The sequence below is a fragment of the Sphaerochaeta globosa str. Buddy genome (genome assembly GCF_000190435.1).
Lineage (GTDB): Bacteria > Spirochaetota > Spirochaetia > Sphaerochaetales > Sphaerochaetaceae > Sphaerochaeta > Sphaerochaeta globosa.
In genome coordinates this window covers 1988138-2013827 of the sequence record NC_015152.1, presented here as the reverse complement: position 1 = coordinate 2013827, position 25690 = coordinate 1988138, and the positions used below count along the sequence as shown (strand labels likewise).

Genomic DNA, 25690 nt, shown 5'->3' with positions numbered 1-25690 from the left:
CTCAAGAGATGGACGATGAGGTAACGAGCTAAAGGTGGTTGTTTGTCCAATAACTAATATTCTATCTAATCTATTCTATCTATCTATTCTATTGCAGTGTTCCTGCAATGTTCCCGCAGAGCAAATGCAGAGCAAATGCAGGTAGTTAGGAAAACACATATCGTTATATAGAAATGGATAACCAAGAAAGAGGGTGAGCATCTTTGTTGCAGCACCAAACAACACATCTTCTTAGATGTTGAATACATTGTGTGCAGTATAATGATAAGTGCCTGACATCCGCAGTAGATCATGATGGTATTGGGGCATTACGGTCAGTATAAAAGCGGGGGTGATCCTAATTAAGTAGTGGCAGCATTACCAAACAAAAAGAGCCTCCCCAATTATAGGAAGGCCCTTATCCAGAACTTTTGAGCAATGTATGGTGGTAGAGGCAGTATTCCCCCGCACCCCCAGATCCAATCCGCCGCCCCCCCTCCCTTAATTTTGACCCCCCTCCCCCTAGCCCAATTATGCACCAAATATGCAGGAATTAGGCCTGTATGCAGTCTGTATGCAGTATTGGTTGGTATAAACCCGGTAAATTGGGAGACCGTATGCAAGAATTATGCAATGCTTAACTATTGTATGTGTGAGGGCTGAAGGGAGGAATTAAGCTAGTATTCTTACTGTATTAATAGGGCTATGTGCTTATACCTAATAGAATTGAGCTTGGTATCCACAATAAGGCTTGGTGTGGTATGGGTGTACAAATTGGTGCTTACTACCTGGGTTTAGGTGTCTACTGGTAGCGAGATAACTGGTATCTAAATGGTTAATGAGTGTAGGGAAGCATAGCAAGGGTATTCCCCCCGATTTGGTTCTAGGTTTGTATACCCTTGCTTGACTTTATTTGCCTTGCCTTCTGAATATTCTTTTAATTCACCGGCCAATTATAAAATTCTTCAATCTTGGCTTGGTTCTTCTTTGTTTGGAGCTGTTTTGCTCTCTTGTGCGATATTGGTATATATATTATTACCACTATGGGCAAGGAAGTACCTTAATGCTTCTTTGATAGCTCCCTGTACACTCCCCCCATTTTGTTTCACTGTATCAAGATACGTGATAATATCCATATCATTACTTTTCATTAAATACATACTGTAATAAGATTTATTTTCTTTGTCCCATTGTCTTTTAGCTTCACTTCTCAACTTTTTACCTCTATAAAAAAATATTTTTTCTATCTATTTCATTATAGCATAAGTAGGTGTTACTAACAATGGTGTTACTACCCTAAAAAAGATGAAATAATTTTTAAAACATTGCTTGACATAAGTGTTACTAACCTTTAGTGTATGGGCATACGGTTAGTAACACTAACTGAAACGATAGAACGAAAGGAGGAACTAATAAAACTCACTGGAGCACCAAACTCCAAACAAGCTTTCCTTCAGCTTTCGGGTTGAATAGGTGTTGACTCTAGGGCTTTCGGGCAAGAGGGGAAACAAGGGGAAGTAAGAAGAGGGCCAACGGTACTAGGGACACTGGTACAGAGTTGTAAAACATGGGTTTTTTGACAGAAGTGTGATTTGTCATCATGCGTTACCAGTACAGACGGTTTCGGCTTGCTGTATATGGAATTGAATGGGAAGTATCCGCAAAACTTTGGGACTAACCGCTGTAAACCTTAAAAATAGCACGATTTAGCTGGGTTTCGGGGAACGACAGAGTAGGTACTATCCGATAGCGAAGCCACTATGCCCGAAATGGGAAAGGTGGGTGGACTGAAACTGTAGCCATACAGGAGTAAACACAGGTGAGCAAAAAACCTCCATAGCGTACGCAGGAAGAATTCAAACATTGCATTATTCCCTGTTTTACAGGTAATAGTGGAACGCTTGAGCGTCCCTAAAATTTAAAACGGGCAAAAAATGCCCTAGGAGTGAATCATGAACGCAACCACCAACACCAAGACTGCACAGGCTATCGAAGAGGCAAAACAGGTTATTCTCGCAGTAGGAAAAGTAGACCAAGCCGCAAAAGAAGAGGGTGGGGAATTTGCCGCACAACTGAAACAGGCAACTGATGCTTTATCACTCGCCTTGACTTGGAAAATTGGCCTTGAAACCCATATTGCAGTACTCAAAGACGGTACTGTACGCAAATACATCAAGGTGACAAAAGGTATGCCTAGAGACCTTGATGTAATCCTCCTTGAAGGCAAGGGACATACCATCAAGGTGAAGAGTTATTCCAGGGATGTACGCCACGAGGAAAAGGGAACCAATCCATTGTCATCCGAGCAAGTGGACTATAACAACGCTATGGATTCGTGGCAGGCGAAGTGTGATAAAGAGTCGAAGGCTCGCCTTGAGAAGGTCCTCAAAGATGCCAACACATGGGATGCATTGTGGGGATATGTGGCCCTTATCGAGAGAAACAACGAGATTGCCAAGTCTGAGAAGTATTTCGGCTAAACGACCCAATGATCCACCCGAAGCCCATCAGGAATGGTGGGCTATTTTTTTACATAAGGAGAGCATATGACAATTTTTAAGTTTCTCAACGAGAGGAAAGCAGAGGGTTTAAGCAATGGCGAAGCAATGAAAAAAGCATTCGAATTTGAGCAGTCTGGAGGTAGGTTTGAGGTGATGGGTGACGATGAATTCGTATTCTTCTGCAAGTCGCAAGGGTATGCCGAAGAGCTTATCCCTCTGTTCCGCAGTCTATACATAGGCAATTAAAGTTTACTCACCCTGTGCAGGCAGCAAAGAGAGGTTCAAGTCCTCTCGCAGGGTTTATATCCCCGGCAGGTTAAGTCGGGGAATTTTTATTTAGGAGGCTCAATATGAGCATTTGGCACATGGAAAACGGGGCATTTTTGGAAGAGTACGACTCGATGGATACGGTTATCAGCATGGGTATTCCAACCGACAACCTGTATTACGTGGCTAGTGACAAAAACGGCTTTGAAGTCACCAGCGTCATATCATGGTCAACACCGCTTATCTAGGAGGCGAAGCATGAAAACAGCATACGTTTATTTAGTCGATGGGAAGTATACCGACAGGTACAAATTGGAGCAGATTGACGCTACGCACTTCTATCAAAAGCTCTTGAATGCAGATGGATCAGACAGTAGGCCAGACAGAAAAGGCATGGTCCAGCATGTGGCACAGATAGGCAACAACAAGCCTTTCTATGAGGCAGTGTGGGAGTGGCTTCAAGGCAAGAGAGACCTGCAGAACGTAGGATTTGAGGTTGCATGATGGGAGAGAATCAAAGCAAGATGTGGGAGCAGCTCTGTACGCTGTCAGGGGAAGAAGTGGCACGACTGTTTACCGACTATCACGGGATGCAGTTGTTGGATGAAGGATTTGAATTGCACATGAAATTCGAAGGTTATAAGGAGAGCGAAGAATGAGTTTATACGAAAAAGAACCAATCATGGTCAAGCTGGAAATGAATGTACTCGATCGAAAAGGAGATTGGGTACTCGTCCAATACTTCACCGACCCGACTATTGCGGAAACTTTCCTGTACAACACGAAGGAAGAGAAATGCTACGGAGGGTATCTCGATATAGATGCCGAAGAGCTTACCGAGGATTGGTATAGGCTCACAGGAGATACCCGAAATGAAGAGTGAACAGAAAAATTCCGTGTATGAGATAGTCACGCAAAGAATCATCGATTTCATCGAGCAGAACAACGAACTTCCTTGGAGGAAACCGTGGGCAACGGTTGAATCGGCTCAACAGAATTACAAGAGCAGAAAGCCCTATCAAGGTGTCAATGCCATTCTTACAGGGATGAGTGGATTTTCCAGCCCTTTGTGGTTGACCTTCAAACAGGCAAGAGAACTTGGTGGTTGTGTCAAGAAAGGCGAGAAGTCAACGCCTGTAATTTTCTGGTCAACCATCGAAAGAAAGGTCAAGGATGATGAAATAGAAGATGATGAGACCACCAAGAAATTTGGTTTCTACCGTCTATATTCCGTCTTCAATTCGTCTCAGATAGAGGGTATCGAATTCCCTGAAATCAACAAGCCTACGCAGAATTTCAACCCAATCACCAAGGCTGAAGAAGTCATCAGAAACATGCCAAATTGTCCCCATATCAGCAGGGATGGTAATGGAGCATATTATTCCCCTGTTTTCGATACCGTGACGATTCCTGACACGTTTTTCACACCAGAGGAATTGTACTCAGCTCTGTTTCATGAGCTTGTCCATAGTACAGGACACCCGTCCAGGCTCAACAGGTTCAAACAGGAAGGCGATGACCACAAGTTTGGTAGCCAAACCTACTCAAGGGAAGAGTTGACTGCCGAAATGGGTTCTGCATTTGTTCTCAACTCGCTGAACATCGCAAATGAGAGCACTGACAATAATTCTGCCGCCTATATCAAGAGTTGGCTCAGGGCACTCAGGAATGATCCACAGATGGTCGTTACCGCAGCAAGCAAGGCAGGGAGAGCTGCCAACTATATTATGAACAAGGAGGCAGACAATGTCGTGGGAAACTAATGATGACGTACTAGATATCATCGCATCCACCGGCTCAATCGGTGGGACCAGAATGTAAAAGACGGCCATATTTCTACAGCCGTCCAACCAAAGAATCGAGAAAGCCTGTCACTGATACTGACGGGCTTCTTTTATGGAGAGTAACACAATGAAATACTTTGCACAACTTACAAATAATGAACAGCTGATGCTGCTTGAGAGGCTTGTAAAGGTCCTGAAAAAGGATTTGGGAGAGCATGAGACTATCTATGATGCCGTGGAAGCGGCAATCAACAGCAAGGTCGATGACTTGGAAGATGTTCTTGAAATAAGAATCTGTACTGAATGTGAAGCGTTGATGGTTGAGGGCTACTGCATCGATGGAGGCTCTGAGTATTACTGCTCCGATACCTGTCTGCACGAACACTATTCCAGAGAAGAGTACGATGCAATGTGTGCCGGTCTTGATCCAACCGATGAGGAAGAGTTGGAGACACTCAGAAGCTCAACAGAAGAAGAGCTTGAAGAAATGCGTGGTGGAAGCGACACCTACTTCACCAGTTGGGAGAAATAACATGAGAAGCGATATTATGAAAAAGTACGAAAACCTGAAAAAGCAACAGCTCCTTGATATTTTAGTGAGCTTGTCTGTTGCTGAAACCCCCTCAATCGGAACACCATCCGAAGCTTATACCAAGCTTTTGCAGTGTATACCTCCTGTAGACTTCTTTTACAATGAATACTTCTTCACCGTTACCCTTAATGGAGCACACCAAATTATTGATGCCCACGTTATTTCCAAAGGGCTGGTTAACAGGACATTGGTTCATCCCAGGGAAGTTTTTAGACCTGCAATTTTAGATAATTCCACAGCTATCGTAATAGCTCACAACCATCCTAGTGGAAACCTTGAACCTAGTGCTGAGGATAAGGATGTGACATTTAGAATTAGACAGGCTGGAGATTTGATTGGGATTAGAGTACTTGACCATCTAATCTTTTCGCAAAACGGGTATTTCTCGATGCTTGAATCAGGTATGTTTTAGTATCTATATAAGATACCGAGAAGGGATTAATATGAGTGATTGTATTGAAATAGTGAAACATTATTGCTGGATGGCTAGTTACTTTATAAACAACGATTTAAGTAGCTATACGAAGGGTGAGTTAGCCCAGATTGAGAAGTTTGAGGAAGAGCTGAAGGAAGTGTATGGAGCATCTGTTGAGGTTATTGACTGCTCAGAAGATTCTGAGTTCGGAACACCTGATTACGGTGGTCTGAGAGGCACGCTATCAGCGTACAAAGTCAGGTATGAGCCGAGTGATCTCCCATCAGAATTTTGGGACGATGGATACAAACAAGAGGCTTTGAGAAGCCGTTATTGGTAGGAGGATGATATGGCAAATTGGGTTAAAACTTACGTTAAACTGAAGGGCAAGAAGGAAGAGCTGGACAAGATTGAATCGATGATGACGCTTAAGTATGGAGGAGAGAATTACGAGGAAAACCAAAACTTCTTCAACAGCCTTGTGCCGATGCCTTGCATGCTGCCTGAGCTTGAATGGCTGTACAAACATTGGGGGACTTGTACTGAGGCTGAGGAGCTTTGGTATGACAGGGATGACGATGAGCTTATTGATCTTGCATTTGAAACAGGGTGGGCAACACCACTGAAGATATTTGAAGCAATAACCAGGCATTTCCCATCGGTTGTTTTTGCAGGGTATTACGCTGATGAGAATGCAGGTTTCAACTGCGGTATTATCTTTGGTCGCAAAGGTCGAGTCGATAAGCTTGATATTGGCGAAGGTAGAAAACCTCACATCCGGTTTGCTTCACATGTTTTGGATATGAATGCCGATGGCGAATATTTCGGCAAAAGCTTTGAAGCCCTCTTGGGAAGACCTATTCCGAAAGAGTTCATCGAGGTCGGTTTGGGTGACTAGAAAAATGAGTTATCCACAAGTTATCCACAACCCCAGTAATAGGTTATCTTCTCTTTAGAGATATAAGATGCTTATATTATATATTAAAGCTTAATTATATATAATAAAGCTATTGGTCAATAAGCTTATTGGTCAATAATCAAAATTAAGCTTAATAGCCTAAATGCCAATTAAGCATTTTAGGCTAATTAAGCTTTGAATTAAGTCATTTGCCAAAAGTCTTTTGATTGCTTGCCGCATAAGCTACGAAGTTTTCAATCATTGCTACGACATTCTCTGGGCATTTGGTCAGCAAGTAGGCAATCTCCATGATTCTGTCGTTTTTGATTGCTACAGCGAACTTGGCATCAATGGCATCCTCATCCTCACCGGAAATCAGCCATTTGAGAGAAACCCCGAAATATTTAGCGACCTTGTAAGCAAAATCAGCTCTAGGACTTGCTCCTCTGCCGATTGATGCTGATATGTAAGACGGTGAGAGATCCAATTCCTTGCTCAATTCTGCTTGCGTAATTCTATGTATCCCAAGCAATCCCTGCAATCTATCCCAAAATGTAGTTTCCATAGCCACCTCTTTATAGACTAAGTATACTCATAAAAATTCGAAAAGTGGTTGACAAAAATCAAATTAAATCGATAATGAAATGACAATTCGAAAAAATACGTAACATATGTAAAGGGTTAAGCATGAATAAAATTTTAAGCTATCAGATTGCATCAGAGGAATTTGACAGGCTTGTTGAAGCTGAAAGGAAATACAACGGGCTTATCAAACTCATCAATGCAAACGATTCCAGATTTGTCACGGTGCTCATGATTGCTAATGCACACGGCATAAGCAGACAAGAGGCAATCAATCGTCCTTGGATGCTTCCAAATTTCGGTATTACGGATTTCCAGACCGAAGGAAAGCGGAAAAAACGATTCTGGCGATATGACGAGTACTTGGACTGGATTGCAATACCGGAACATGAACGAATTACAGAATTCCGAGCTTTGAAAAAGCGGTGACGGTTCAGCCGGGTTCAACTCCCGGACATCGCATACCTCCTTTGTTGGAGTTTATCACTAAAAAGCCGCAAGGTTAATGTGGCGAGGAGTATTTTATGACGGTACTGGAACGGAGTCTTTTGGAGAGCATGAATCTGGTTCAACCAGAGGTTGAGAAGATGGCTGTTGAGATTGACGAGCTTAAAGAGAAGCTGGAGAAGGCAACCAAGAATAGCGACATGTGGTATGGGTACTACAACGAAAAAGATTCGAAAGTGAAAAAGCTTGAGGCAGAGATAACAACCCTCAAGGCACAAAAAAAGGAGCAGGAAGTTGCCGCTTCCAACTCCTTCGATAACCTCAAGGAGGCAATCTAATGAAGGTCACAAATAAATTTAACCTACCAGAACCTTACTACAAAAGCTGTCTTCGTGACAATCATCCGAGATTTGGTTGGGATTCATTCTCTGTAACGGAGCTGATGAAGGGCACAAGGGAAATCGTCCTAAATAGACGTTACTGGGAAGAGCTTGAAATGGACTGTGTGGATATGATCTGGACCGTATTCGGTACTGCCGTTCACAGCGTCATGGAAGGCCATGAGAGCGAGAATGAGCTGGCTGAAGAGCGTGTCTCAATTGAGATTCCCTGTGGCGAATATGGTGTCAGAAAGGTCTCTGGCGGCTTTGACCTGTACAACGGTGACACCAAGATTCTCACCGACTACAAGACCACTGGTGTTTTCTCCTACCAGATGAAGCTCCAAGAGGGCACTGACAGTGATTGGGCGAAACAGTTGAGAGTCTACTGGCTGATTCTCCAGAACGCTGGTTTCCCTGTGAAGGGTGTGAGAAACACTGTGTTCCTCAAAGACTGGTCTAAGACCCAAGCAAAGAGGGACCGTTCCTATCCCCAAAAGCCGATTCTCAATATCGACTATGACTTTGGGAGCGTGTTCAGAAGCGATGTTGCGGCTGATATGATTGCCGACCTTTCCTACAAGATCCAAGAGATTCTGCAATACAAGGATGCATTGGAGGAAGAAATTCCAATCTGTACTCCAGACCAACGTTGGGAGAGGGATGAATGTTGGGCAATTATGAAGAAGGGCCGAAAATCAGCAGTCAAACGCCACCTCAAGAAATATGATGCAGAGCAGCATCTTGCATCGCTTGATGCAAACCATTTCATCGAGCATCGACCCGGTGTTCCTGTGAAGTGCATGGATTACTGCAACTGTGCTGAGAAGTGTTCGTTCTACAAAAAATACATGGCTTCAGTTGAGGAACGCCAGAATGAGGAGACCATCAATGAGTAACAATATTTACATGGCAATGGCTGAGGTTATGAGGGATGTTGAGGCTATCGGAAAAGACCAGAAGAACCAACAGCAAGGCTTCAAGTTCCGTGGGATTGACGATGTTTACAATGCCGTCCACCCAATCTTTGCAAAGCATGGTGTCTTCACCGTTCCTACCCTCCTAGCCGAGAGAACCGAGGAGAGGCAGACCAGAAACGGAGGAAACCTCATCTATCGCATCTTGACAATGAAGTACACATTCTATGCCTCCGATGGGTCCAACGTTGAAGCTGTGGTCGTTGGTGAGGGAATGGACAGCGGTGACAAGGGAGCGAACAAGGGCATGGCTATCGCTCACAAGTACGCCCTGCTTCAGACTCTCTGCATTCCTACCGAAGATATGGTTGATCCCGATTCAGAATCTCAAGACCCGAGCAACAAGAAGCCTGACAATCAAGCATCTATATCGAGAGGCCCGGAGAGACAGCCTAAGCCAGAGCCAACAAGTCCAGCCGCTCCGAAGCAAGCTGACAAACCCGTAGTTCCTCCGTACGACCCTGCCAAGGCTTCAATGCCGAAGGTAGCAAGTACGACCAAGGCAATAATCATGAATTCAAATCTGATTGTGCCTGGAATGTTCACAATGAGAAGGGCATGGAATCAGATTCTTGAGATTTGCTCTGGTGACAAGGATTTTGCCAAGGGCCTGTTTGAGCAGTTTGGAGCACCAACTTCCGAGGAGATCACCTACGACATCTATAAGGCTGTGTTCAATGCCATCAAGAATCCTACTGGTGAACCTGATGGACCAGAATTGTTCGAGGGTGACAGTCTGGACAAGGTTCCCTTTGAGGCCAGTGGAGCGATTGCATGAAGCTGACGTTTGTTATTCACGGTAGGGGCTTCCGAGTCCCTGCCGGATATGAAGCTAGGTATGAAAAGCTTCTTGAGCAAGCACTAAAAGGTGACGGAACGATAAAGATTACTGTCGAGCCGAATTACCAGCAGAGAACGATGAAAGAGAATGCTTACTTTCATGTGCTTTGCAAAAGGCTTGCTGAAATGGCTGGAGGGACACCCGAGGATATGAAAGAAATGGCAAAAGCTAAAGCTGTTTCACTTGGGTATCCAGTAGCAACCGATGAAAAAGGTTTTCCTGTTGCAGTGAAGTATGGAGTGAAGGGTATTCCTTCCAGCGAGGCTAACGTTGGGGAGTGTGCATTGTTGATCGAGGCCGTCCATATGATGGCTGCGGAGAACGGTTACAGTCTGGAGGACTAATTATGGCAGATATGTGTTCAATCATGATTACTGGAAGGCTCACTGCTGACAGTGAAATCAAATATGCAGGGCAGACACCGATTCTGAAATTCAGCGTTGCTGTTGGACGATATGACAAAGGACAAACCACTTCTTCTTTCTTTGATGTAGTCCAGTTTTCAAGAGCCGCTGAGGGGCTAACCGGAAAGCTCACAAGAGGAAAGCCTGTTGTTGTCCGGGGAGAAATGAGACAGGAGTTCTGGAGTGCCAACGATGGGTCAAAGCGAAGCCGTTGGGTATTGGTTGCTGATTCGTTCGGTGTACAGCCGCTTGGTGGTGGACAAGAAGACAGGTACGAGCGAGGAGAGCCGACAACGCAGAACATGTATAGCAGTCTAGATGATGATGGTGACGATATTCCTTTCTAGGAGGGTGTAATGGAAATACTGTGCAGAAAGTGTCCTAACAAATGTAAGGATGAAGGCAAAAAGGGTCGTGTTCTCAAGTATTGCGGCAACGCTCCTGAGAACATGAGGATTTTAGAGGATTTTAGGAGAACCGAGAATGTCAGCAGCAAGAAATCCAAGAAAACCAAAACAGCTAAACCTATCCCCGTCGAAAGCAAGGATGTTGTATGGAATGCTTCCGATTGGGTCGTGGAACGCAATCTCAAGGCAGGAGCTTAGCGATCTTTGGGGTATGGGAGACAGGTCGGCAAGACTGGTGATCGCCGAGCTGAGGAAGATGGACTTTGGTGACAATTACATCATCGTCTCATACTCCGATGGCAAGGGCTATTACCGTACTGCAGACATAGCAGAGATTGAGGCGTTTGCCGCTGAAATGAGGTCAAGGGCATTGCAAATCTTTGCTCCCCTCAAGAAGGCGAACAGGATCATCAAAGAATACGGGTCACAGACCCTTGGGCTATAGAGGAGTTTCCATGCCAAGTGCGAGAGAGAAGGCGTTAACCGCATTCCAGAAATACCGAAGATATCTACTAGCAGATGGGAATGGTTTTGCAACATGCATTTCGTGCGGCAAGGTTGGACATGTTTCCAAGATGGATGGCGGTCACTACGAAAGTCGGAAGAACAAGGCAACAGAGCTTGAAGCCGACAATGTGTGGCCTCAGTGCAAATACTGCAATGGGCCTCTGTCTGGAAACCATGTTGCATACAGGAACAACCTGATCTCTCGCATTGGCGTGGAACGTTTACAACGGCTTGAGGATATGGTGATGGCTTCCAAAGGTTCGGAGGAAGCGATGGAAAGATTGCCCAGGATGGATAGGTTGTCTGTAACTACAAAGAAAAAGGACAAGGATTATCTGGAATTGGCGAAGCGTTATGACAAAATCGCCAAGGAATTGGCTAAGGAGAAGCTGATACATGCGTGAGATTTTCTTTTTCAGGCACTATATTACAGAGCTTCAGAATCCCAACATTGCGGCACTGTGGAAGCGGTGGGGAGCAAAGGGATACGGGCTTTACTGGCATGTCTTGGAGAGGCTCTATGCCGATCCTGCACACATGCTGGTCTACAACAAGGTCTTGCATCGTGACCTTGCGAAGGCGGCAAAGTTGAGTAGGCTCAAGGTTGGCATGGTGCTTATCGATATGGCCGCTCTCAGGCTTATCAATGTCAACAATGAGCATATCACTTGTGACCGGGTCGAGAATGAAATCAAGGAAGTAATCAAGTCGAAGAACAGACGCAAAGACGTTTCATAAATCATTCAATTACCGATTTTTGAAAATAACCCATCTATGACGAGTGAACCAACCGAAACGAGAAACCTTGTACAGGCGAGTGAACCAATAAATGCTATGAAACCCAAAATATAGAAGTGGACCAGAAAGATAGATGCGACAACGTACTGAGTGAGCCGATTTAATGGAAGCAAGCGGAATCATTGAGCGAACCAACAGGATGGAAAAATACGTAATTGTGAGTGAACCATAAGAATCAAACAAAAACGGTAGGAAGAGTGGGCCAAGGTTAACCAGAACAACAAAATCAGATGAGCGAACCATGTAAAACGAGAAACACAGCTAATAGAAGTGAACCACTTGGGCGATAAGCACAGAAAATAGAAGTGAACCAAAATGGGAAATAACCCGTAGATTTGAAGTGGACCAAGAGTGAAAACAAGCCCAATTGTCATGAGTGAGCCGTTGCCAAGAATAAAGCAATTATACCTGAAGCGAACCAAGAAATAAGGAACCATTCATTAATCAAGAGTGAACCAAGAGATTAGAAACCATCGTTACTAGGAGTGAACCATTTGGAGTTTATCCAAAAAGTATAACCAAAGAAGAGGAGTTAATTATGTCTGACTATGAAGTGAAGAGACAGAGGATCAAGGGAATCGTGCGAACCATCTATGATTATCAGGATATACGTATCAAGATGGGCAACCGATTAAGATTCAAAGCTGATGGAACTGACCAAAAGACAAATGGGACTGAAATGGCTGTCAATGCAGAGGACATTCCATCCCTTGTTGATGCTTTCCAAGATTCAAAGGAGATCGAGGAGGCTTTGGCCAAGTCGCTCAAGAAGGAACTGAAAGGAATCAAGGTCTACGATGAATTTCTTAAGGGGGTAAGAGGCGTAGGCCCGATGATGGCAGCAGTGATTATTGCTGAATATGACATTCACAAAGCACACACAATCAGTGCAATGAACCAATTCACAGGACTCAACCCCGGGCTTGTCCCCGGAAAGAAACGTGTCGGTGATGCGGTTGTGGCGACTGATACTATGGTACGTGGTGACAAGCTCACTCCCGGATTCATTGCTCCTTTTAATACAAGGCTTAGGACCAAAATGCTTGGAGTGCTTGGCTCATCATTCTTAAAGTCGAAATCACCGTATTCGAAGTACTACTATGACTACAAGAGCCGCCTTCAGAATGAGGATAGAATCATCGAGGGCCGTGATAAGAAATGGTCTGAGACGAGCGACTTGCACCGCCACAATGCGGCAATGCGGTTCATGGTGAAAGCATTCATCAAAGACTTGTATGTTGCTTGGAGGACCGCTGAGGGACTTGTAGTACGCTGTCCGTATGAGGAAGAGTACCTGGGCAGGAAGCATCATTACTACGAAGGCGAAATTGCATAAATGGCAAAGAAACCAACAACCATAATCGCTAGAAGGGTTCAAAGGGAGTTGGGTGATCTTGGTATATACCTTCATAACAAAGCAGTGACCACTACTAGCTGGTACTTTAAGTTTAAGGACGAGAGGATACGAAGCCTCACAGTCAGAGATCATAAGACCAAACCAGAGTACAGATACAAGTGGAATATTGTAATTGGATATACAGGGCCTAAGAAGGTTTTAGATAGGGGTGTTCCACGATACTTCTATTCGGAAAATGAGGTTGATGAGTTTCTGGAACATGTTAGGCGGTATTACCAGACAATACTAAAAAACGAATCAAACTCTGCACAACAAGTAAGTAATACAACGAAAATTATAGGAGCAAATTATGAGAAGTTATGAATCAATAAGAGAATGGCTCATTAAGAGAGCTGAGGTAGTAAGTGTTAGACAAATTGCAAGGGATACTGGTTTAAACCATGCAGCAATCCATCGTCTCATGGACGGAACTGTTTCAAATCCAAGGATTGATACTCTTTCAAAGATTGAGGCTCTCATGGGACCCGAGAATGACAATGTTGCCTATATCAGAGGTACAGAGTTTGTAGCTATCGTTGCAGACGAAGTAGAAAATACAATAAATATCAAAACCAACATTAGCAACAAAGACCAGGCACTTGCTCTTGTCGTAGTAGCCGCTTGCAGGTATTCGATAGGGGAAAACGTAACAAGGAATATGTTGGTTGGGATGGTGTCATCGACATATGAAGCCATAAAAAAACAGGATAAGAAGGTAGGTTGAAATGAGCGTTAAGATTCCTAAAGGTAAAGAAGGCTGTGAGTGGTGCGGAGAGGACGGGTTCATTACTCATATTGATGTTTTTGGTGTGGATCGATATACGGTTCACTTTCAGCCAGCTAAGGTTAAACACGGAGCTTTATCATTCCGTCCCAATATTATACAAAGTGAGTATTGCCTGTCTGTAGAAATGGATGGCAGCACACTAGCAAGAGTATTGTGTGGTGAGACAATCACCTTAGATACTCAAGAAGTAAGTAATGCTCGGACGGTTTATGTAGTTGTTAGTGGTGATGATGAGGACTGGGATGTCGAATGTGTTATGTCCGACAAGGATTTGGCTCAGAGATACTGCGATATAAAGAATATCACCTTCGAGTATCCTTACTGCAGGGTTTATCCATATGTTGTTGACGGAGTCACGGTTGGGGATGCCCCTGTCATGCAAGCAAGGTATTATCTTCAAATACAAGGGGATGTGGATGGAGCAGTCTCATACGGTGAAGTGTATGAGCATCAAGAATCATTTATGGAGTCCGAGGATGTGTTTGCATGTACTGTTGACTTCAATAATGAACGCTCAGTCATGGGAGAATCCGTACTCAAGAAATATAAAGAATTCATAGCAGCAAAGGAAGGCCTATGACAGTAAAGCAGCTCCAAGATAAATGCTTTGGACATGCTCTCACTCATGGCTTCATCAGAAAGAATATGGATATACAAAAGCTTCTTGACGAGGTTCATGGTGAGGTTGATGAGGCTCTCTATGCCAGCGTTGCTGGCAAGAGGGCTGACTATCAGAAGTATTGTGAGGTTGGCAAGGGTAACGAAGCTTTTATTAAGTACGTCAAGGATTCTCTGGAAGATGAGCTTGCCGATACTGTGATGAGGGTTGCTACAATCTGCGGTTATCTTGGAATAGACCTGCAGAAGCATATCGCTGAGAAGATCGCTTTCAACAGAAGCCGTGGGTATCTCCACGGCAAGACCAATAAATCCAGCCTGTCGTAAGATGGGCTTTATCTACATCAAAGAGGTACTAAGGGTTGCATAGGGCAATTCCCGTGATTGCATTCGAGAAAAGGGACACCTGGGTATTCGAATCGATTGCGGATGCCGCCATTGCGTATGGCGTGAACAAGAAAGTCATCCTTGACCGCATCAATGATGGTTGCACACTCAAGGACGGGTACACCACCCTTGATTGGCATTCCAGTGAAGCAGAGACGGTTCAGGAGCTTAGGGAAATGCGAAGGTATATCCTTTAGGCAGATTTTCTTGATCTAGATATGAAACGACTAAAGCAGTTGCATGTCATGACAATGTCATGGCAACCTTGCTCCACCCCTTTGAACAGGTTTTCCCCCAAATAACCCATACATATATTTTATGTGCGATTGACTGCATAAAAATAGTATGGGACTATTCTGCATTACTATATTATAGTAGAGCGCAATCAAAAAGTGGGGGAGCAACTTGAACAAAAACGATACTTGCATCCAGCAATTATTCAATTCCCGGAATTCTCGCAAGTGGCTGGAAGCAGATACTCATGCAAGAGAGCTTGAAAGCAAGGATGGGCAGGATCGAATAGTTCTCCTTGCTGATGAAGAATATTCCATACTGACTTTGAATGATTGCTATGCGACTTTTTCACATTATGAAGATGAGCTGGCTGAAGAGATTCATATTGAAGAAGCTTTTTACAATGCTCAGGATGGGCTGCCGCTCTACGCTTTCTTCGACCTTGTGTTATCAGTGAAAGGTGGTTGTTCGGATTATTTCACCCGTTCATATACAATGCTAATGTCCAAGAATTTTATTATGGAAGAAGCTTCCGAAATTATGGATGACGAAATTTCCATGATGCTCCGGCAAAAGCTACCCCCATGCTCCGACCTGCTGTTCTTGACGCACTACCTGAAGGAGCATTGGGAAAAATTTGGAACGCCATTTGTCTGGGATTAGATAATGTTGCTGAGCCTATCCCGGAGGCCTTGGAGCTGTTCAAGTCGTTTTTTACCGGCACGGTGGTCATAGTCTTGTCGATACTTTGTATGACCCATCAGCTCCTCAACATGGCTCTTCTCAACTTCACCTGCAATCATCGTTTGGAATGTGTGTCTCAAACTGTACTGAGTTCGCCCATTGAGTTCTATGCCCGCTTTTGTGGCAAACGATTTGAAATGCTTTTGTGATGTAAAGGCTGTAACATATCCAGTCTCCACCCTGAATAGGAATTCTTGATCTTTTGGCATTCTTGCAATGTGTAAATCTAACAACCTGCAGCATTGGTCTGAAAGCAATCCAATCTTTGCTTTTATGCCTTTATCGGTAGTTTTGATACGTTTAACTACATTCTTGGTAAAACTGTTGACGGATTGAGAGGTATAGATTCCTCCAAGCTCACGGTAATAATTATCTCTCGTTAATCCAGCAATTTCACCCGGTCTGAATCCTGTGCATTTCATGATATGAAAATAACTAGCCCACATAAGACCACCCCAAACCCAAATTGCCTTGTGGTCAAAATCTGGAAACATAATCAACATTTCTTCTTCAGTGAATGGCTGACGTGGATTCGAATCTTCTGAAATCTTGTCAACCTTACTGCAGGGATTGGTGTCAATTATACCTACATTCACTGCTTCTTTCATGATATTGGAAAGGCACATGAGGATTTTATTCATTGAATTGGTAGCCATCTTTTCACCGCTCGTAGCTTTCCTTATAGAAACAAACCACTCATCAATCATCATGTGGTCAATGTTCCTCATGTAGAGGTCTTTGAATATTGGCAGGATGTAATTGCGATATCTTCCGTCCATTGAATAGTAATAGTGATTTTCGTAATGACGGTTCTTCCTCATATTTTTTGCTCTGAAAGACCTCTCGTCAGTTCTGGTGTAAAAGTTTTCGGAGAATTCCCCAAAAGTTATGTCCTTGCTTTTATTCTCCCTAACCCGATTTTGTGCCCACAACGTTGCGTTCAATTCGTCAGAGTAACCTGAGGATATCCAGGAATCAGACCCCTTGAATTGCACTTGTATGTTGCGTCCTCTTCTTCTGACCAATTTAAAGTCTTCGTGGGCAGGTTTCTGCAGGAAATCGCTTTTGTTCCTAAGTTGGGCTTCTGCCCAAAGGGTTGCATCCTTCTTCGTTGAACAACCCGAAGAGACCCACTTATCAGTTCCATCGAACATGACCTGAATGCATCGACCTTTTCTCTGGGTAATGCTGAATTTTTCTTTCTTGGTTTCCATGCCCCGATTATGAGTAAAAACTTAACGTTTGTAAACAATAAAATGTACACAAAAGTACACTTGTACTCAACTGTGCAATTTTATTTCTATGTAATATAATAAATTAAGTAATAGGAACTTTGCCGAAAACGGGACTTGAACCCGTACGCCCTTGCGAGCAAGGGATTTTAAGTCCCTTGTGTCTACCTATTCCACCATTTCGGCAAGTATGTATCAGTCTTGGGTATCCACCGTCTGAGGCAGGACTGCTGCATCGGTCTTGATCGGAATCAAGCGCTTGATGAACGGTTGCACCCCAACATAGGTTTTCTGGAACTCATCCTCACTTTCTTTCAAAGCTGCCTGCCAAGCTGCCCCAAAGCCGGGACTATTGATCGTAAGGCGATCGACTGCAAGTTGATACACATGCAATCGGGCAACTTCCTTGCGACCCGGTTTTTGTGAGTAGGTGCCCAACGTGATTCGTAGATTCTCATTCTGCTTTTTCAAATCTTCGTTCTGTTCCTTCAGCTTGGAAAGGCCGTCACTTTCTAAATCCATGCGGTCGGTCAACATCCGCTTCAATCGCTCGGTTTCCTTGCTGACTGCAAGGTTTTCCTGATGCCGCTTGACGGACATGATTACCACGAGGACGATAGCCAGTACTACTCCGATACCAAGACCGATTAGAAAGCTCTGCATGCAAATCTCCTCATCACAGAACAAAAGGTACTGTAAGCAGACTCTTTTGTCAAAGGTGAAGAGAGCAAGCGGCATGAATTGATGCTGCTTGCTCCCATTAATCCTTTACTTGAATCGCTTTTGAACAGCCTCAACACTATTCTCAATGGATTCTGGAATGGAAACCGTACCTTGGAAAACAGCCATATCCTTGAATCCGGTCCCTGTCAGCAAAGTACATACCTTCACTTCCGATCCAAACCGTTTGACAAGCATTTCGCTGTCTGCTGCCAATGCCGCCCAGGCACATGCAGCCGCAGGTTCAACAAAAATTCCGGCTTCCTTGGCCAACTCAAGCTGTGCAGCAAGAATTTGCTTGTCATCCACTTCCGTCGCCCAGCCTTCACTTTCGTTGATATACCGGACTGCCATGCGGCCGTTTGCAGGACTTTCAACACTGATGGAGTCGGCACGGGTGGTAGCTTTTGCAAGATTTGAGAAATCGCCGGTTTTCCATGCCCTGCTGATTGCATTGCTCTGCTTGCTTTGTGCACATACCAGATGCGGGATTTTCTTGATGAGTCCAGCTTCCTTCAAGTCATAAAAGCCCTTGTAGACTCCTGCAAAGATGCATCCGTCACCCACCGAAACATATACAACATCAGGCACGCTTCTTCCCATTTGCTCAAAGAGTTCGATAGAGACACTCTTCTTCCCTTCGATGGTCATCGGGTTGTACGCAGTATTGCGGTTAATACCCCCAAACTCCTTGGTATAGGCAATGGAGAGAGCAAACGCATCGTCGTAGGAGCCCTTCACCGGAACAACGGTAGCCCCGTAGAGGACACTCTGCATAAGCTTGTTGATCGGTGCGGTAGCAGGAACGAATAGGATTATCTCAAGTCCATAGGCTGCACCTGCACAACTCATTGCAGCGCCGGCATTTCCAGTGGATGCCAGAGCTATTTTGTGCTGCTTGTGGGCGATTGCTTGGGCTGCGATCAACTGACTGGCCCTGTCCTTGAATGAACCGGAGGGTAGGGCGCTGTCAAGCTTGCAACTGATGTTCTTCAATCCATATTTTTTGCCAAGACGCAGAGGTTTTGCAAGTGGGGTGCCTCCTACCGGATACACTTCGGGAGTGGGAACCGGGTAGGGGAAAAAGTCATACATGCTGACATGTTCTTTGCCTTGCAACGCCTTTAGGTCATCCTGGTTGAGCTTGACAATGACATTGCCTTTTGGAAAAGATGTCCCATCATTCTCATGGGCACACTTCGGACATTGATAGAATACTTCATCCGTTTCATAGACGGTGTGGCAATCACAACACTCATAGGTAAAACGCATACATCCTCCGTAAGAAAAAATGCCGGACACAAGGCCCGGCATTACTCGTCTGAACTGGTCTATTTGGCCAGTACTTCCTTGTTGAATTCCTCAATCATAGCATCAATTTTATCGGCGTAGGCAGGAATCTGCTTCCAGTAGTTCTTGTCGTACCACTGTGCATTAATCTCCTCATACGTCTTGCCCTGCTGTTCAACCCAGGTGTAGTACTTGAGGTTATGTACACGCAGTCTCTCGTAATACGTGAGCTCAAGAGCCCCATCGATGGACTGGTGGTGCAGACAGCCGGCAAGGGCGCGTACTGCAGCGTACTCATCAAAGGCTCCCTGGATCTCGTTCTGTTCAGCGAGGCGGGACGTGTACATCTCAGAGCTATCGGTCAGGACAGTGAAAATTACATCATCCTCTTCCATCTCGTAGTACTTGGCCATTTTGATGGCAGCGAGTACGTTTCCGATACCGCTGATACCGTAGAGGGGGAGATTTTTAATATCCTCTTCACATACGCCCATCTTTTTCAGGTATTCGATGCCGGTCGGCTCATTGAAGAGGCGGTAGACATCCATGCAGTCCTGATCGTCAACGGCGATGACCATGTCGGTGTTCTTTACGTTGTGGACCCAAGGCACGTGCTTATCGCCGATACCTTCAATCCTATGACCGCCAAACCCGTTGCGAAGCAGCGTCGGGCACTGCAAAGCCTCACTAGCTGCAATCTTAAGGTGTGGATACTTGTCCTTCAGGGCATCGCCGGCTGCAAGGGTTCCACCAGAACCTGTTGCTGAAACAAAGCCACGCACATTTTGGGCAGCCACTTGTTCATCCTTCTCAAGAACCTCGAGAATTGAGCCGCCGGTTACGGTGTAATGCCAGAGGTAGTTGCCGAACTCTTCGAATTGGTTGAAAATTACAATATGTGCACCGCGTTCTGCATCCAGTTCGTGGCACTTGTCAAAGATTTCCTTGACATTGGATTCACATCCGGGGGTGGCAATGATTTCGCCGGCTACCGTCTTCAGCCAAGCAAAACGCTCCTGGCTCATTTCCTCGGGGAGGATTGCGATGGATTTGCAACCAAGAAGAGCGCTGTTATAGGCGCCGCCGCGGCAATAGTTGCCGGTGGAAGGCCATACAGCCTGCTGGTTCACTGAATCGAAATTGCCACTGACCAAGGCAGGGGCGAGACAGCCATAGGTTGCCCCGACTTTATGAGCTCCGGTTGGGAACCACTTGCCCACGAGAGCCAGAATTCTAGCTTTCACTCCAGTTAGTTCATGAGGAACTTCAATATAGTTGACACCACCGAAGGTACCGCCGGTTTTGGTGGGTTCGTTTTTCCAGGTAATCCTGAAGAGGTTGGACTTGTCCAAATCCCACAAACCTACATGGGAGAGTTTTGCCTTGACATCCTCAGGTACGGTAGAGGGATCAACCATCTGCTTGAACGTGGGAAGCAGAATTCCCTTTTCTCTGCAGCGTTCGATATTTTTTGCCCGTACTTCTTTATTGACATTCAAATTGATTAGCATGTCTTATCCTCCGTGGTGACACTGTGTTGCTTTTTCCGATTAATCAAGTATACCGTAAAGAAGTAAAATGTAAAGCGATAATTCGTGAAAGTTGAATTTTTGGAATATAATTTGCGTTAAGTGGTAGTATGAATTTGATATTTTATCGAAAAGTACGTTTTTTGGAAGAGTGGATTTCTATTTTCAACGCCTTGAGTGCCTTGATATTCTTCCAAAAAGGAAGAGGAGCCACTCACTTGTATCACAAACTGTTTGTAGACAAATATACGCATAATTTGTTGCGAAATGTTGCATTTTTTATTGACTTCTCTTCAATCTAGATTAGAATGAATAAGGGTCGGGATGCATGCCCGACTAACCTTTTAGGAAGGAGTCAGTATGGGAGATATCATGCGCCCCGTTCCCTTCTCGGAACTTATCAGTCGTATTATCGGTGAATACCGAAATCATCATTCTATTTTTGGCATTGCCGAAGAGCAATTCTATCAGGATTCAGGGAAAAAGAGCATCAAGGTATTCAATCAGAGTTGCAGCACCGCCCTCGGCCCTGCAGCCGGTCCCCATACCCAGCTTGCCCAGAACATTATCGCCAGCTACTTGGTCGGCGGTCGATTCATGGAGCTGAAGACTGTACAGGTCATGGATACCTTGGAGATCGACAAGCCTTGCATTGATGCCCGTGATGAAGCGTACAACGTCGAGTGGTCGACGGAGTTCACGCTTCCCAAAGCTTGGGATGAGTATGCCAAAGCATGGATTATCCTGCATCTCTTGGAAGCTGCAATGCACAAGGGAAAGTTCGAGAAACCCTCGTTCATTTTCAATATGTCTGTAGGCTACAATCTCGAAGGCATCAAGACGGCGAAGATGCAACAGTACATCGACAGCATGATTGATGCCCATAAGGACGAGCGGTTCAATCAATACCTTGCTGAAATGGAAGCCCTGCTCGATGAAGGTATTTTCGAGGGTACCCCGTGGGAGGGACTGGAAAAGAAACTGAAGGGTTTGAGCACAAAAATCAGTGCAACCATCAGCCCATCCACCACACTCAGTACCATGCATGGCTGTCCTCCCAAGGAAATTGAAGCCATTTGTACCTATATGCTCACCGAAAAGAAGGTCGACACCTTTGTAAAGCTTAATCCGACGCTCCTGGGCTACGACCAGGTTCGCAAGATTCTGGATGACCTCGGCTACACCTATATTACCTTGACTCGGGAAAACTTTGAGCATGACTTGCAGTATGGCGATGCCATTGCAATGCTGCACCGGCTTGTGGACCTTGCGAAAAGGGAAGGCCGCGGATTTGGTGTCAAGTTGACCAATACCCTGGGGTCAGTCAATGACCAAGGTGTGTTGGGCGGCAATGAAATGTATATGTCCGGCCGCTCGCTGCTGCCGATTTCAACCACGGTTGCAACACTGTTGAGCAAGGAGTTTGCGGGAAAGCTTCCCGTCTCCTACAGTGGTGGGGCTACCGCCTTTACCGTCAAGAGTCTCTTTGAAAGTGGTATCAGGCCGATTACCTTGGCAACTGATATGCTCAAACCCGGTGGATACACCCGTCTTACGCAAATGGTGCAGACTCTTGAGAAGAGCAAGGCTTGGGATATGAGTGGTATCGACCTTGCTAAGCTTGAGAAACTTTCCAATGATGCACGCTCTGGTTCCTTCAATGAAATCGAGAAGGATTTTAGAGGGGATGACACAATCAAGATTGGCGAGAAGCTGCCGATGTTTGACTGCTATGTCGCTCCCTGTCAGGTGGCATGCCCCATTCATCAGGATGTACCCGAGTATGTCCAGCTTGTCGGCCAGGGTCGTTACAGCGATGCACTCGCTCTCATTTACGACAAGAACGCACTTCCCGCCATCACTGCTCATATCTGCGATCATCAGTGCCAGTTGCATTGTACCCGCATGGACTATGAAGGTGCTGTGAAAATTCGTGATATGAAGCGCATTGCCGTGGAGAACGGTTTCGAGGAGTTCAAGAAACAATGGGAAGGTCCGACTGATAAGACAGAGGTCAAAGCCGCCGTCGTCGGAGCAGGACCTGCCGGACTTTCTGCTGCATACTTCCTTGCCCGTGCCGGTTTCGATACCGCAGTTTTTGAACGAGAAGAGAGTGCCGGTGGAGTGGTCCGTCATGTCATTCCCGGATTCAGGCTTCCTGTTGAAGCCATCGAGAGTGATATCCAGTTCATCAAGGCCCATGGGGTGCAGTTCAACTTTGGTGTAGACACAAAAGAGATGACCGTCCAGGCCCTCAGGGATGAGGGATACTCGTATATCTTCTATGCCATCGGCAGTGAAGTGGACAACGATATTCCCTTGAGCGGTGATAGAAGCCGAGTAAGGCCGTCGCTTTCGTTCCTTTCCGCTTTCCGTAAGGATCCGTCTTCCCTGAGCCTTGGCAAAAACGTCGTTGTTGTCGGAGGTGGAAACACCGCCATGGACAGTGCACGTGCAGCCCTTCGTGTTCCAGGGGTTGAGAAGGTATCGGTCATTTATCGACGAACCGAAGCTGAAATGCCTGCCGACCACGAAGAATACGCACTTGCAAAGAAAGAGAATATTCCGTTCATCTTCCTTGCAAATCCTGAGAGTTTTGACAAAAACATTCTTACCGTCCGCAAGATGGAGCTTGGGGAGAAGGATGCCAGCGGGAGAAGAAAACCGGTTGCAACCGATCAGACATTCACCATCGAAGCCGACACCATGATCACCGCCATCGGGGAACATGCCGACTCCGAGAAGCTTACGTGGTACGGGGTTCCGGTAAATCAGAAGGGCTGGCCCAAGGCTGATGAAGAGACCAAGGAATCCGAGGTCGAGAACGTATTTGTCATTGGTGATGCCCAAAGCGGTCCTTCCACGGTGGTGCAGTGTATTGCCAGCGCAAGAAGCGCGGTTGAAGCTGCCATCGACAAAGTCCTGGGTCCTGAGGAAGAGGAAGATGACTGCGGTTGCGGTCACGACCACGATCACGACCATGACCACGAGTGCACCTGTGAAGATGGCTGTCATTGCGATGACGAAGACGAGGAAGAGGAAGAGATGTCCGACGAAGAGCGGGTGGAACTCGAAAACGACGAGAACGCCTTCTTTGCCGAGGTAGCCGGGAAGAAGAGCAAAATTCTTAGTTCCAAACAGTTTGGGGACGCAGAGTTTGCTGCTACTGAAGCTGCAAGATGTCTTGAATGCTCCTACCTTTGCAACAAATGCGTCGATGTCTGTCCGAACCGTGCAAATGTCGCCATCGATGTCCGCAATACAGGGGTCTTTGCCGACCCATTCCAAATACTGCACCTCGATGCCTACTGCAATGAATGCGGCAACTGTGAAACATTCTGTCCGTATGATGGCGGTCCGTATCGTAAGAAGTTTACGCTTTTCAGCTTGAAAGAGGACTTCGAGAATTCACAGAACAGTGGTTTCTATGCTGAGGGCGAGGATATTCTGGTTCGTCTCGATGGCAAGATATACGAATGCTCTCTGGACAGTGATGGAATTCTGACAGGCGATGAGGAAGGCATTACCGATGAGGTGGCCGCCCTGATCGAGGAAATCTATACTTCCTACAGCTACCTGCTCGGGTACGTGGAAGCATAATTTAGGAGAACGCTGTGGCTACTACTGTTATTACCAATACGACAGTCATGCAGACCCAGAGCCCTTTTACCGTAACCGAAGGTGTTGACATCGTCATCGTCGATGATGTCATCACCAAGGTGGCTAAGGATGCTTCTGTAGGCCTGAAGGCTGATAAGGTTATCGATGGAAGGAACAAGACCGTCATCCCTGGCAATGTCTGTTCTCATCATCATTACTATTCGGGGCTTTCCAGAGGCATGCTTATTTCAGCAGGTCCCCAGGAGGATTTCATCCAGGTGCTGAAGGAGTGGTGGTGGCGTCTTGATCGCGGACTTGATGAGGAAGCTTGTTATTACAGCTCCCTGATTTGTTCCATCGATGCAATCGCCAGTGGAACCACTACCTGCATCGACCACCATGCGAGTCCCAATTATATCGGCGGCAGCCTCGATACGATTGCCAACGGCATGGAGGAAGTAGGCGTCCGCGGTTCCACCTGTTATGAGGTGACGGACCGAAACGGTGGCATGGATGAAGTTGAGGCGGGCGTTGCAGAGAACCTGCGCTTCGCCATGTCGGCAAAAAGCAGACCTTTGGTCCGCGGCATGATCGGCGGTCATGCACCCTTCACCATCCCCGATGAGGGATTGAAGATGATGGCTCAAGCCATGCGCGAGTCAAAGTCCGGTATGCATCTGCATGTTGCGGAAGACAAGTACGATGTCGTATTCAGCCATCACAAGTACCATCTGGATATCATCGACCGACTGGAGAAGTTCGACCTGTTGACCGATAACACCCTGTTGGTACACGGGCTGCATCTCAATGAGAAAGAGATTCAGAAACTCAATGAGCACAACTGTTTCTTTGCCCACAATGGTCGCAGCAACATGAACAACAATGTGGGGTACTGCAAGCATATCCAGAACGTAAAGAACCTGGTCATCGGTACCGATGGCTGCGGCGGCAATATGTTCGAGGAGCTCAAGCTTGCTTTCTTCAAGCATAAGGATCAGGGAGGCTCTTGGTGGCCTAGTGATTATGTTGCAGCTCTGAACCGCGGCAACCGATTGGTGGAAAAGTATTTTGATGGAAAATTCGGAAAGGTTGAATCCGGGTACAAGGCCGATCTGACCATCTGTGATTACCATGCTCCCACCCCCTTGGTTGCGGGCAATGCTGCAAGTCATTTTGTCTGGGGAATGAGCAGCAACTGTGTTGAGAGTGTTATGGTGAATGGGAAGCTGGTGATGGAAAATCGACAATTTCCTCACCTCGATGTACCGAGAATCTACGCCGAGGCAGCCAAGGTTGCCAAGCGCGTATGGGAAAAAGTAGACAAAATCGCTCCCTGAGCGGGCGAGAATGATGATATGACCTATGGTCAAAGGG

General features: G+C 45.8%; 36 protein-coding genes and 1 tRNA gene. 30 read left to right on the top strand and 7 right to left on the bottom strand.

Annotated features, from left to right (window positions below):
- Positions 1-944: 944 nt before the first annotated feature.
- Complete coding sequence (locus SPIBUDDY_RS09415) at positions 945-1193, bottom strand: hypothetical protein (RefSeq protein ID WP_041380703.1); 249 nt, start codon at positions 1191-1193, stop codon at positions 945-947.
- Positions 1194-1931: 738 nt separating this feature from the next.
- Between SPIBUDDY_RS09415 and SPIBUDDY_RS09410 the strand changes: the two genes are divergently transcribed.
- The 11 genes from SPIBUDDY_RS09410 (at position 1932) to SPIBUDDY_RS09370 (ending at position 6436) form a co-directional block, all read left to right on the top strand.
- On the top strand, positions 1932-2459 hold the full coding sequence (locus tag SPIBUDDY_RS09410) for a hypothetical protein (RefSeq protein WP_013607524.1): 528 nt from the start codon (positions 1932-1934) through the stop codon (positions 2457-2459).
- A gap of 66 nt (positions 2460-2525) precedes the next feature.
- Complete coding sequence (locus SPIBUDDY_RS09405; protein ID WP_013607523.1) at positions 2526-2726, top strand: hypothetical protein; 201 nt, start codon at positions 2526-2528, stop codon at positions 2724-2726.
- 104 nt (positions 2727-2830) lie between these two features.
- Positions 2831-2995, top strand: a complete 165-nt coding sequence (locus SPIBUDDY_RS16275; protein ID WP_013607522.1) for a hypothetical protein — start codon at positions 2831-2833, stop codon at positions 2993-2995.
- 10 nt (positions 2996-3005) lie between these two features.
- Positions 3006-3251 carry a hypothetical protein gene (locus SPIBUDDY_RS09400; RefSeq protein ID WP_013607521.1) on the top strand — a complete coding sequence of 82 codons (246 nt, stop codon included), beginning with the start codon at positions 3006-3008 and terminating at the stop codon, positions 3249-3251.
- Entirely contained in the window at positions 3251-3406 is a 156-nt protein-coding gene (locus tag SPIBUDDY_RS16270; RefSeq protein ID WP_013607520.1) for a hypothetical protein, read from the top strand. The genes SPIBUDDY_RS09400 and SPIBUDDY_RS16270 overlap by 1 nt, the downstream gene beginning before the upstream one ends.
- Complete coding sequence (locus tag SPIBUDDY_RS09395) at positions 3403-3630, top strand: hypothetical protein (protein ID WP_013607519.1); 228 nt, start codon at positions 3403-3405, stop codon at positions 3628-3630. The genes SPIBUDDY_RS16270 and SPIBUDDY_RS09395 overlap by 4 nt, the downstream gene beginning before the upstream one ends.
- A complete protein-coding gene (locus SPIBUDDY_RS09390; protein WP_013607518.1) occupies positions 3620-4510 on the top strand; it encodes an ArdC family protein in 891 nt (296 codons plus the stop codon). The genes SPIBUDDY_RS09395 and SPIBUDDY_RS09390 overlap by 11 nt, the downstream gene beginning before the upstream one ends.
- Before the next feature lie 148 nt (positions 4511-4658).
- The gene (locus SPIBUDDY_RS09385; protein WP_013607517.1) at positions 4659-5063 is read left to right on the top strand and encodes a hypothetical protein; all 405 of its coding nucleotides are present in this window, start codon (positions 4659-4661) and stop codon (positions 5061-5063) included.
- Between the two features lies 1 nt (position 5064).
- Positions 5065-5535, top strand: coding sequence for a JAB domain-containing protein (locus tag SPIBUDDY_RS09380; RefSeq protein WP_013607516.1), 471 nt, complete (start codon positions 5065-5067; stop codon positions 5533-5535).
- A 31-nt stretch (positions 5536-5566) separates the two neighbouring features.
- A complete protein-coding gene (locus SPIBUDDY_RS09375) occupies positions 5567-5878 on the top strand; it encodes a hypothetical protein (protein WP_013607515.1) in 312 nt (103 codons plus the stop codon).
- A 9-nt stretch (positions 5879-5887) separates the two neighbouring features.
- Entirely contained in the window at positions 5888-6436 is a 549-nt protein-coding gene (locus SPIBUDDY_RS09370) for a DUF1281 family ferredoxin-like fold protein (protein WP_013607514.1), read from the top strand.
- A gap of 205 nt (positions 6437-6641) precedes the next feature.
- On the opposite strand, the gene SPIBUDDY_RS09365 is transcribed toward SPIBUDDY_RS09370, so the two are convergent.
- Positions 6642-7001 (bottom strand): helix-turn-helix domain-containing protein, encoded by a 360-nt coding sequence (locus SPIBUDDY_RS09365; RefSeq protein ID WP_013607513.1) that lies wholly within the window; start codon positions 6999-7001, stop codon positions 6642-6644.
- Positions 7002-7123: 122 nt separating this feature from the next.
- Between SPIBUDDY_RS09365 and SPIBUDDY_RS09360 the strand changes: the two genes are divergently transcribed.
- The 17 genes from SPIBUDDY_RS09360 (at position 7124) to SPIBUDDY_RS09280 (ending at position 15864) form a co-directional block, all read left to right on the top strand.
- On the top strand, positions 7124-7447 hold the full coding sequence (locus tag SPIBUDDY_RS09360) for a hypothetical protein (protein WP_013607512.1): 324 nt from the start codon (positions 7124-7126) through the stop codon (positions 7445-7447).
- Positions 7448-7542: 95 nt separating this feature from the next.
- Positions 7543-7803, top strand: a complete 261-nt coding sequence (locus SPIBUDDY_RS09355; protein ID WP_013607511.1) for a hypothetical protein — start codon at positions 7543-7545, stop codon at positions 7801-7803.
- Between the two features lie 158 nt (positions 7804-7961).
- On the top strand, positions 7962-8744 hold the full coding sequence (locus SPIBUDDY_RS09350) for a hypothetical protein (RefSeq protein WP_245523766.1): 783 nt from the start codon (positions 7962-7964) through the stop codon (positions 8742-8744).
- Positions 8737-9600 carry an ERF family protein gene (locus SPIBUDDY_RS15705; protein ID WP_013607509.1) on the top strand — a complete coding sequence of 288 codons (864 nt, stop codon included), beginning with the start codon at positions 8737-8739 and terminating at the stop codon, positions 9598-9600. The genes SPIBUDDY_RS09350 and SPIBUDDY_RS15705 overlap by 8 nt, the downstream gene beginning before the upstream one ends.
- Positions 9597-10007, top strand: coding sequence for a hypothetical protein (locus SPIBUDDY_RS09340; RefSeq protein ID WP_013607508.1), 411 nt, complete (start codon positions 9597-9599; stop codon positions 10005-10007). The genes SPIBUDDY_RS15705 and SPIBUDDY_RS09340 overlap by 4 nt, the downstream gene beginning before the upstream one ends.
- Before the next feature lie 2 nt (positions 10008-10009).
- Positions 10010-10414 (top strand): single-stranded DNA-binding protein, encoded by a 405-nt coding sequence (locus tag SPIBUDDY_RS09335; RefSeq protein WP_013607507.1) that lies wholly within the window; start codon positions 10010-10012, stop codon positions 10412-10414.
- Positions 10415-10423: 9 nt separating this feature from the next.
- Positions 10424-10672, top strand: a complete 249-nt coding sequence (locus tag SPIBUDDY_RS09330) for a hypothetical protein (protein ID WP_013607506.1) — start codon at positions 10424-10426, stop codon at positions 10670-10672.
- Between the two features lie 13 nt (positions 10673-10685).
- Complete coding sequence (locus SPIBUDDY_RS09325) at positions 10686-10919, top strand: hypothetical protein (protein ID WP_041380701.1); 234 nt, start codon at positions 10686-10688, stop codon at positions 10917-10919.
- Positions 10920-10929: 10 nt separating this feature from the next.
- Positions 10930-11385, top strand: coding sequence for a recombination protein NinG (locus SPIBUDDY_RS09320; RefSeq protein ID WP_013607504.1), 456 nt, complete (start codon positions 10930-10932; stop codon positions 11383-11385).
- Complete coding sequence (locus SPIBUDDY_RS09315) at positions 11378-11719, top strand: Lin1244/Lin1753 domain-containing protein (RefSeq protein ID WP_013607503.1); 342 nt, start codon at positions 11378-11380, stop codon at positions 11717-11719. The genes SPIBUDDY_RS09320 and SPIBUDDY_RS09315 overlap by 8 nt, the downstream gene beginning before the upstream one ends.
- Before the next feature lie 598 nt (positions 11720-12317).
- Positions 12318-13115: a TIGR-Tas system RNA-guided endonuclease gene (gene tas / locus SPIBUDDY_RS09310; protein WP_013607502.1), complete on the top strand. Its 798-nt coding sequence runs from the start codon at positions 12318-12320 to the stop codon at positions 13113-13115.
- Positions 13116-13499 carry a hypothetical protein gene (locus SPIBUDDY_RS09305; protein ID WP_013607501.1) on the top strand — a complete coding sequence of 128 codons (384 nt, stop codon included), beginning with the start codon at positions 13116-13118 and terminating at the stop codon, positions 13497-13499.
- The gene (locus SPIBUDDY_RS09300; RefSeq protein WP_013607500.1) at positions 13486-13899 is read left to right on the top strand and encodes a helix-turn-helix domain-containing protein; all 414 of its coding nucleotides are present in this window, start codon (positions 13486-13488) and stop codon (positions 13897-13899) included. Before SPIBUDDY_RS09305 ends, SPIBUDDY_RS09300 begins: the two co-directional genes overlap by 14 nt.
- A gap of 1 nt (position 13900) precedes the next feature.
- Positions 13901-14542, top strand: coding sequence for a hypothetical protein (locus SPIBUDDY_RS09295; RefSeq protein ID WP_013607499.1), 642 nt, complete (start codon positions 13901-13903; stop codon positions 14540-14542).
- Positions 14539-14907, top strand: a complete 369-nt coding sequence (locus SPIBUDDY_RS09290) for a nucleoside triphosphate pyrophosphohydrolase family protein (protein ID WP_013607498.1) — start codon at positions 14539-14541, stop codon at positions 14905-14907. Before SPIBUDDY_RS09295 ends, SPIBUDDY_RS09290 begins: the two co-directional genes overlap by 4 nt.
- Before the next feature lie 53 nt (positions 14908-14960).
- Positions 14961-15164 (top strand): hypothetical protein, encoded by a 204-nt coding sequence (locus SPIBUDDY_RS09285; protein ID WP_041380699.1) that lies wholly within the window; start codon positions 14961-14963, stop codon positions 15162-15164.
- Between the two features lie 208 nt (positions 15165-15372).
- Positions 15373-15864, top strand: a complete 492-nt coding sequence (locus tag SPIBUDDY_RS09280) for a hypothetical protein (protein WP_013607496.1) — start codon at positions 15373-15375, stop codon at positions 15862-15864.
- Here SPIBUDDY_RS09280 and SPIBUDDY_RS09275 read toward each other — a convergent pair.
- The 5 genes from SPIBUDDY_RS09275 to SPIBUDDY_RS09255 form a co-directional block, all read right to left on the bottom strand.
- Positions 15861-17159, bottom strand: a complete 1299-nt coding sequence (locus SPIBUDDY_RS09275) for a tyrosine-type recombinase/integrase (RefSeq protein ID WP_013607495.1) — start codon at positions 17157-17159, stop codon at positions 15861-15863. The genes SPIBUDDY_RS09280 and SPIBUDDY_RS09275 overlap by 4 nt on opposite strands.
- Positions 17160-17279: 120 nt before the next feature.
- Positions 17280-17363 (bottom strand) — tRNA-Leu (locus tag SPIBUDDY_RS09270).
- 9 nt (positions 17364-17372) lie between these two features.
- Positions 17373-17840, bottom strand: a complete 468-nt coding sequence (locus SPIBUDDY_RS09265) for a hypothetical protein (RefSeq protein WP_013607494.1) — start codon at positions 17838-17840, stop codon at positions 17373-17375.
- Positions 17841-17945: 105 nt separating this feature from the next.
- Positions 17946-19169: a threonine synthase gene (locus tag SPIBUDDY_RS09260; RefSeq protein WP_013607493.1), complete on the bottom strand. Its 1224-nt coding sequence runs from the start codon at positions 19167-19169 to the stop codon at positions 17946-17948.
- A 59-nt stretch (positions 19170-19228) separates the two neighbouring features.
- Entirely contained in the window at positions 19229-20698 is a 1470-nt protein-coding gene (locus tag SPIBUDDY_RS09255) for a pyridoxal-phosphate dependent enzyme (protein WP_013607492.1), read from the bottom strand.
- Between the two features lie 378 nt (positions 20699-21076).
- Here SPIBUDDY_RS09255 and ygfK point away from each other — a divergent pair, with 378 nt between their 5' ends.
- Both ygfK and ssnA read left to right on the top strand, forming a co-directional pair.
- The gene (gene ygfK, locus SPIBUDDY_RS09245; protein ID WP_013607491.1) at positions 21077-24316 is read left to right on the top strand and encodes a putative selenate reductase subunit YgfK; all 3240 of its coding nucleotides are present in this window, start codon (positions 21077-21079) and stop codon (positions 24314-24316) included.
- A 14-nt stretch (positions 24317-24330) separates the two neighbouring features.
- Complete coding sequence (gene ssnA, locus SPIBUDDY_RS09240) at positions 24331-25653, top strand: putative aminohydrolase SsnA (protein ID WP_013607490.1); 1323 nt, start codon at positions 24331-24333, stop codon at positions 25651-25653.
- The last annotated feature ends 37 nt before the right edge of the window (positions 25654-25690 follow it).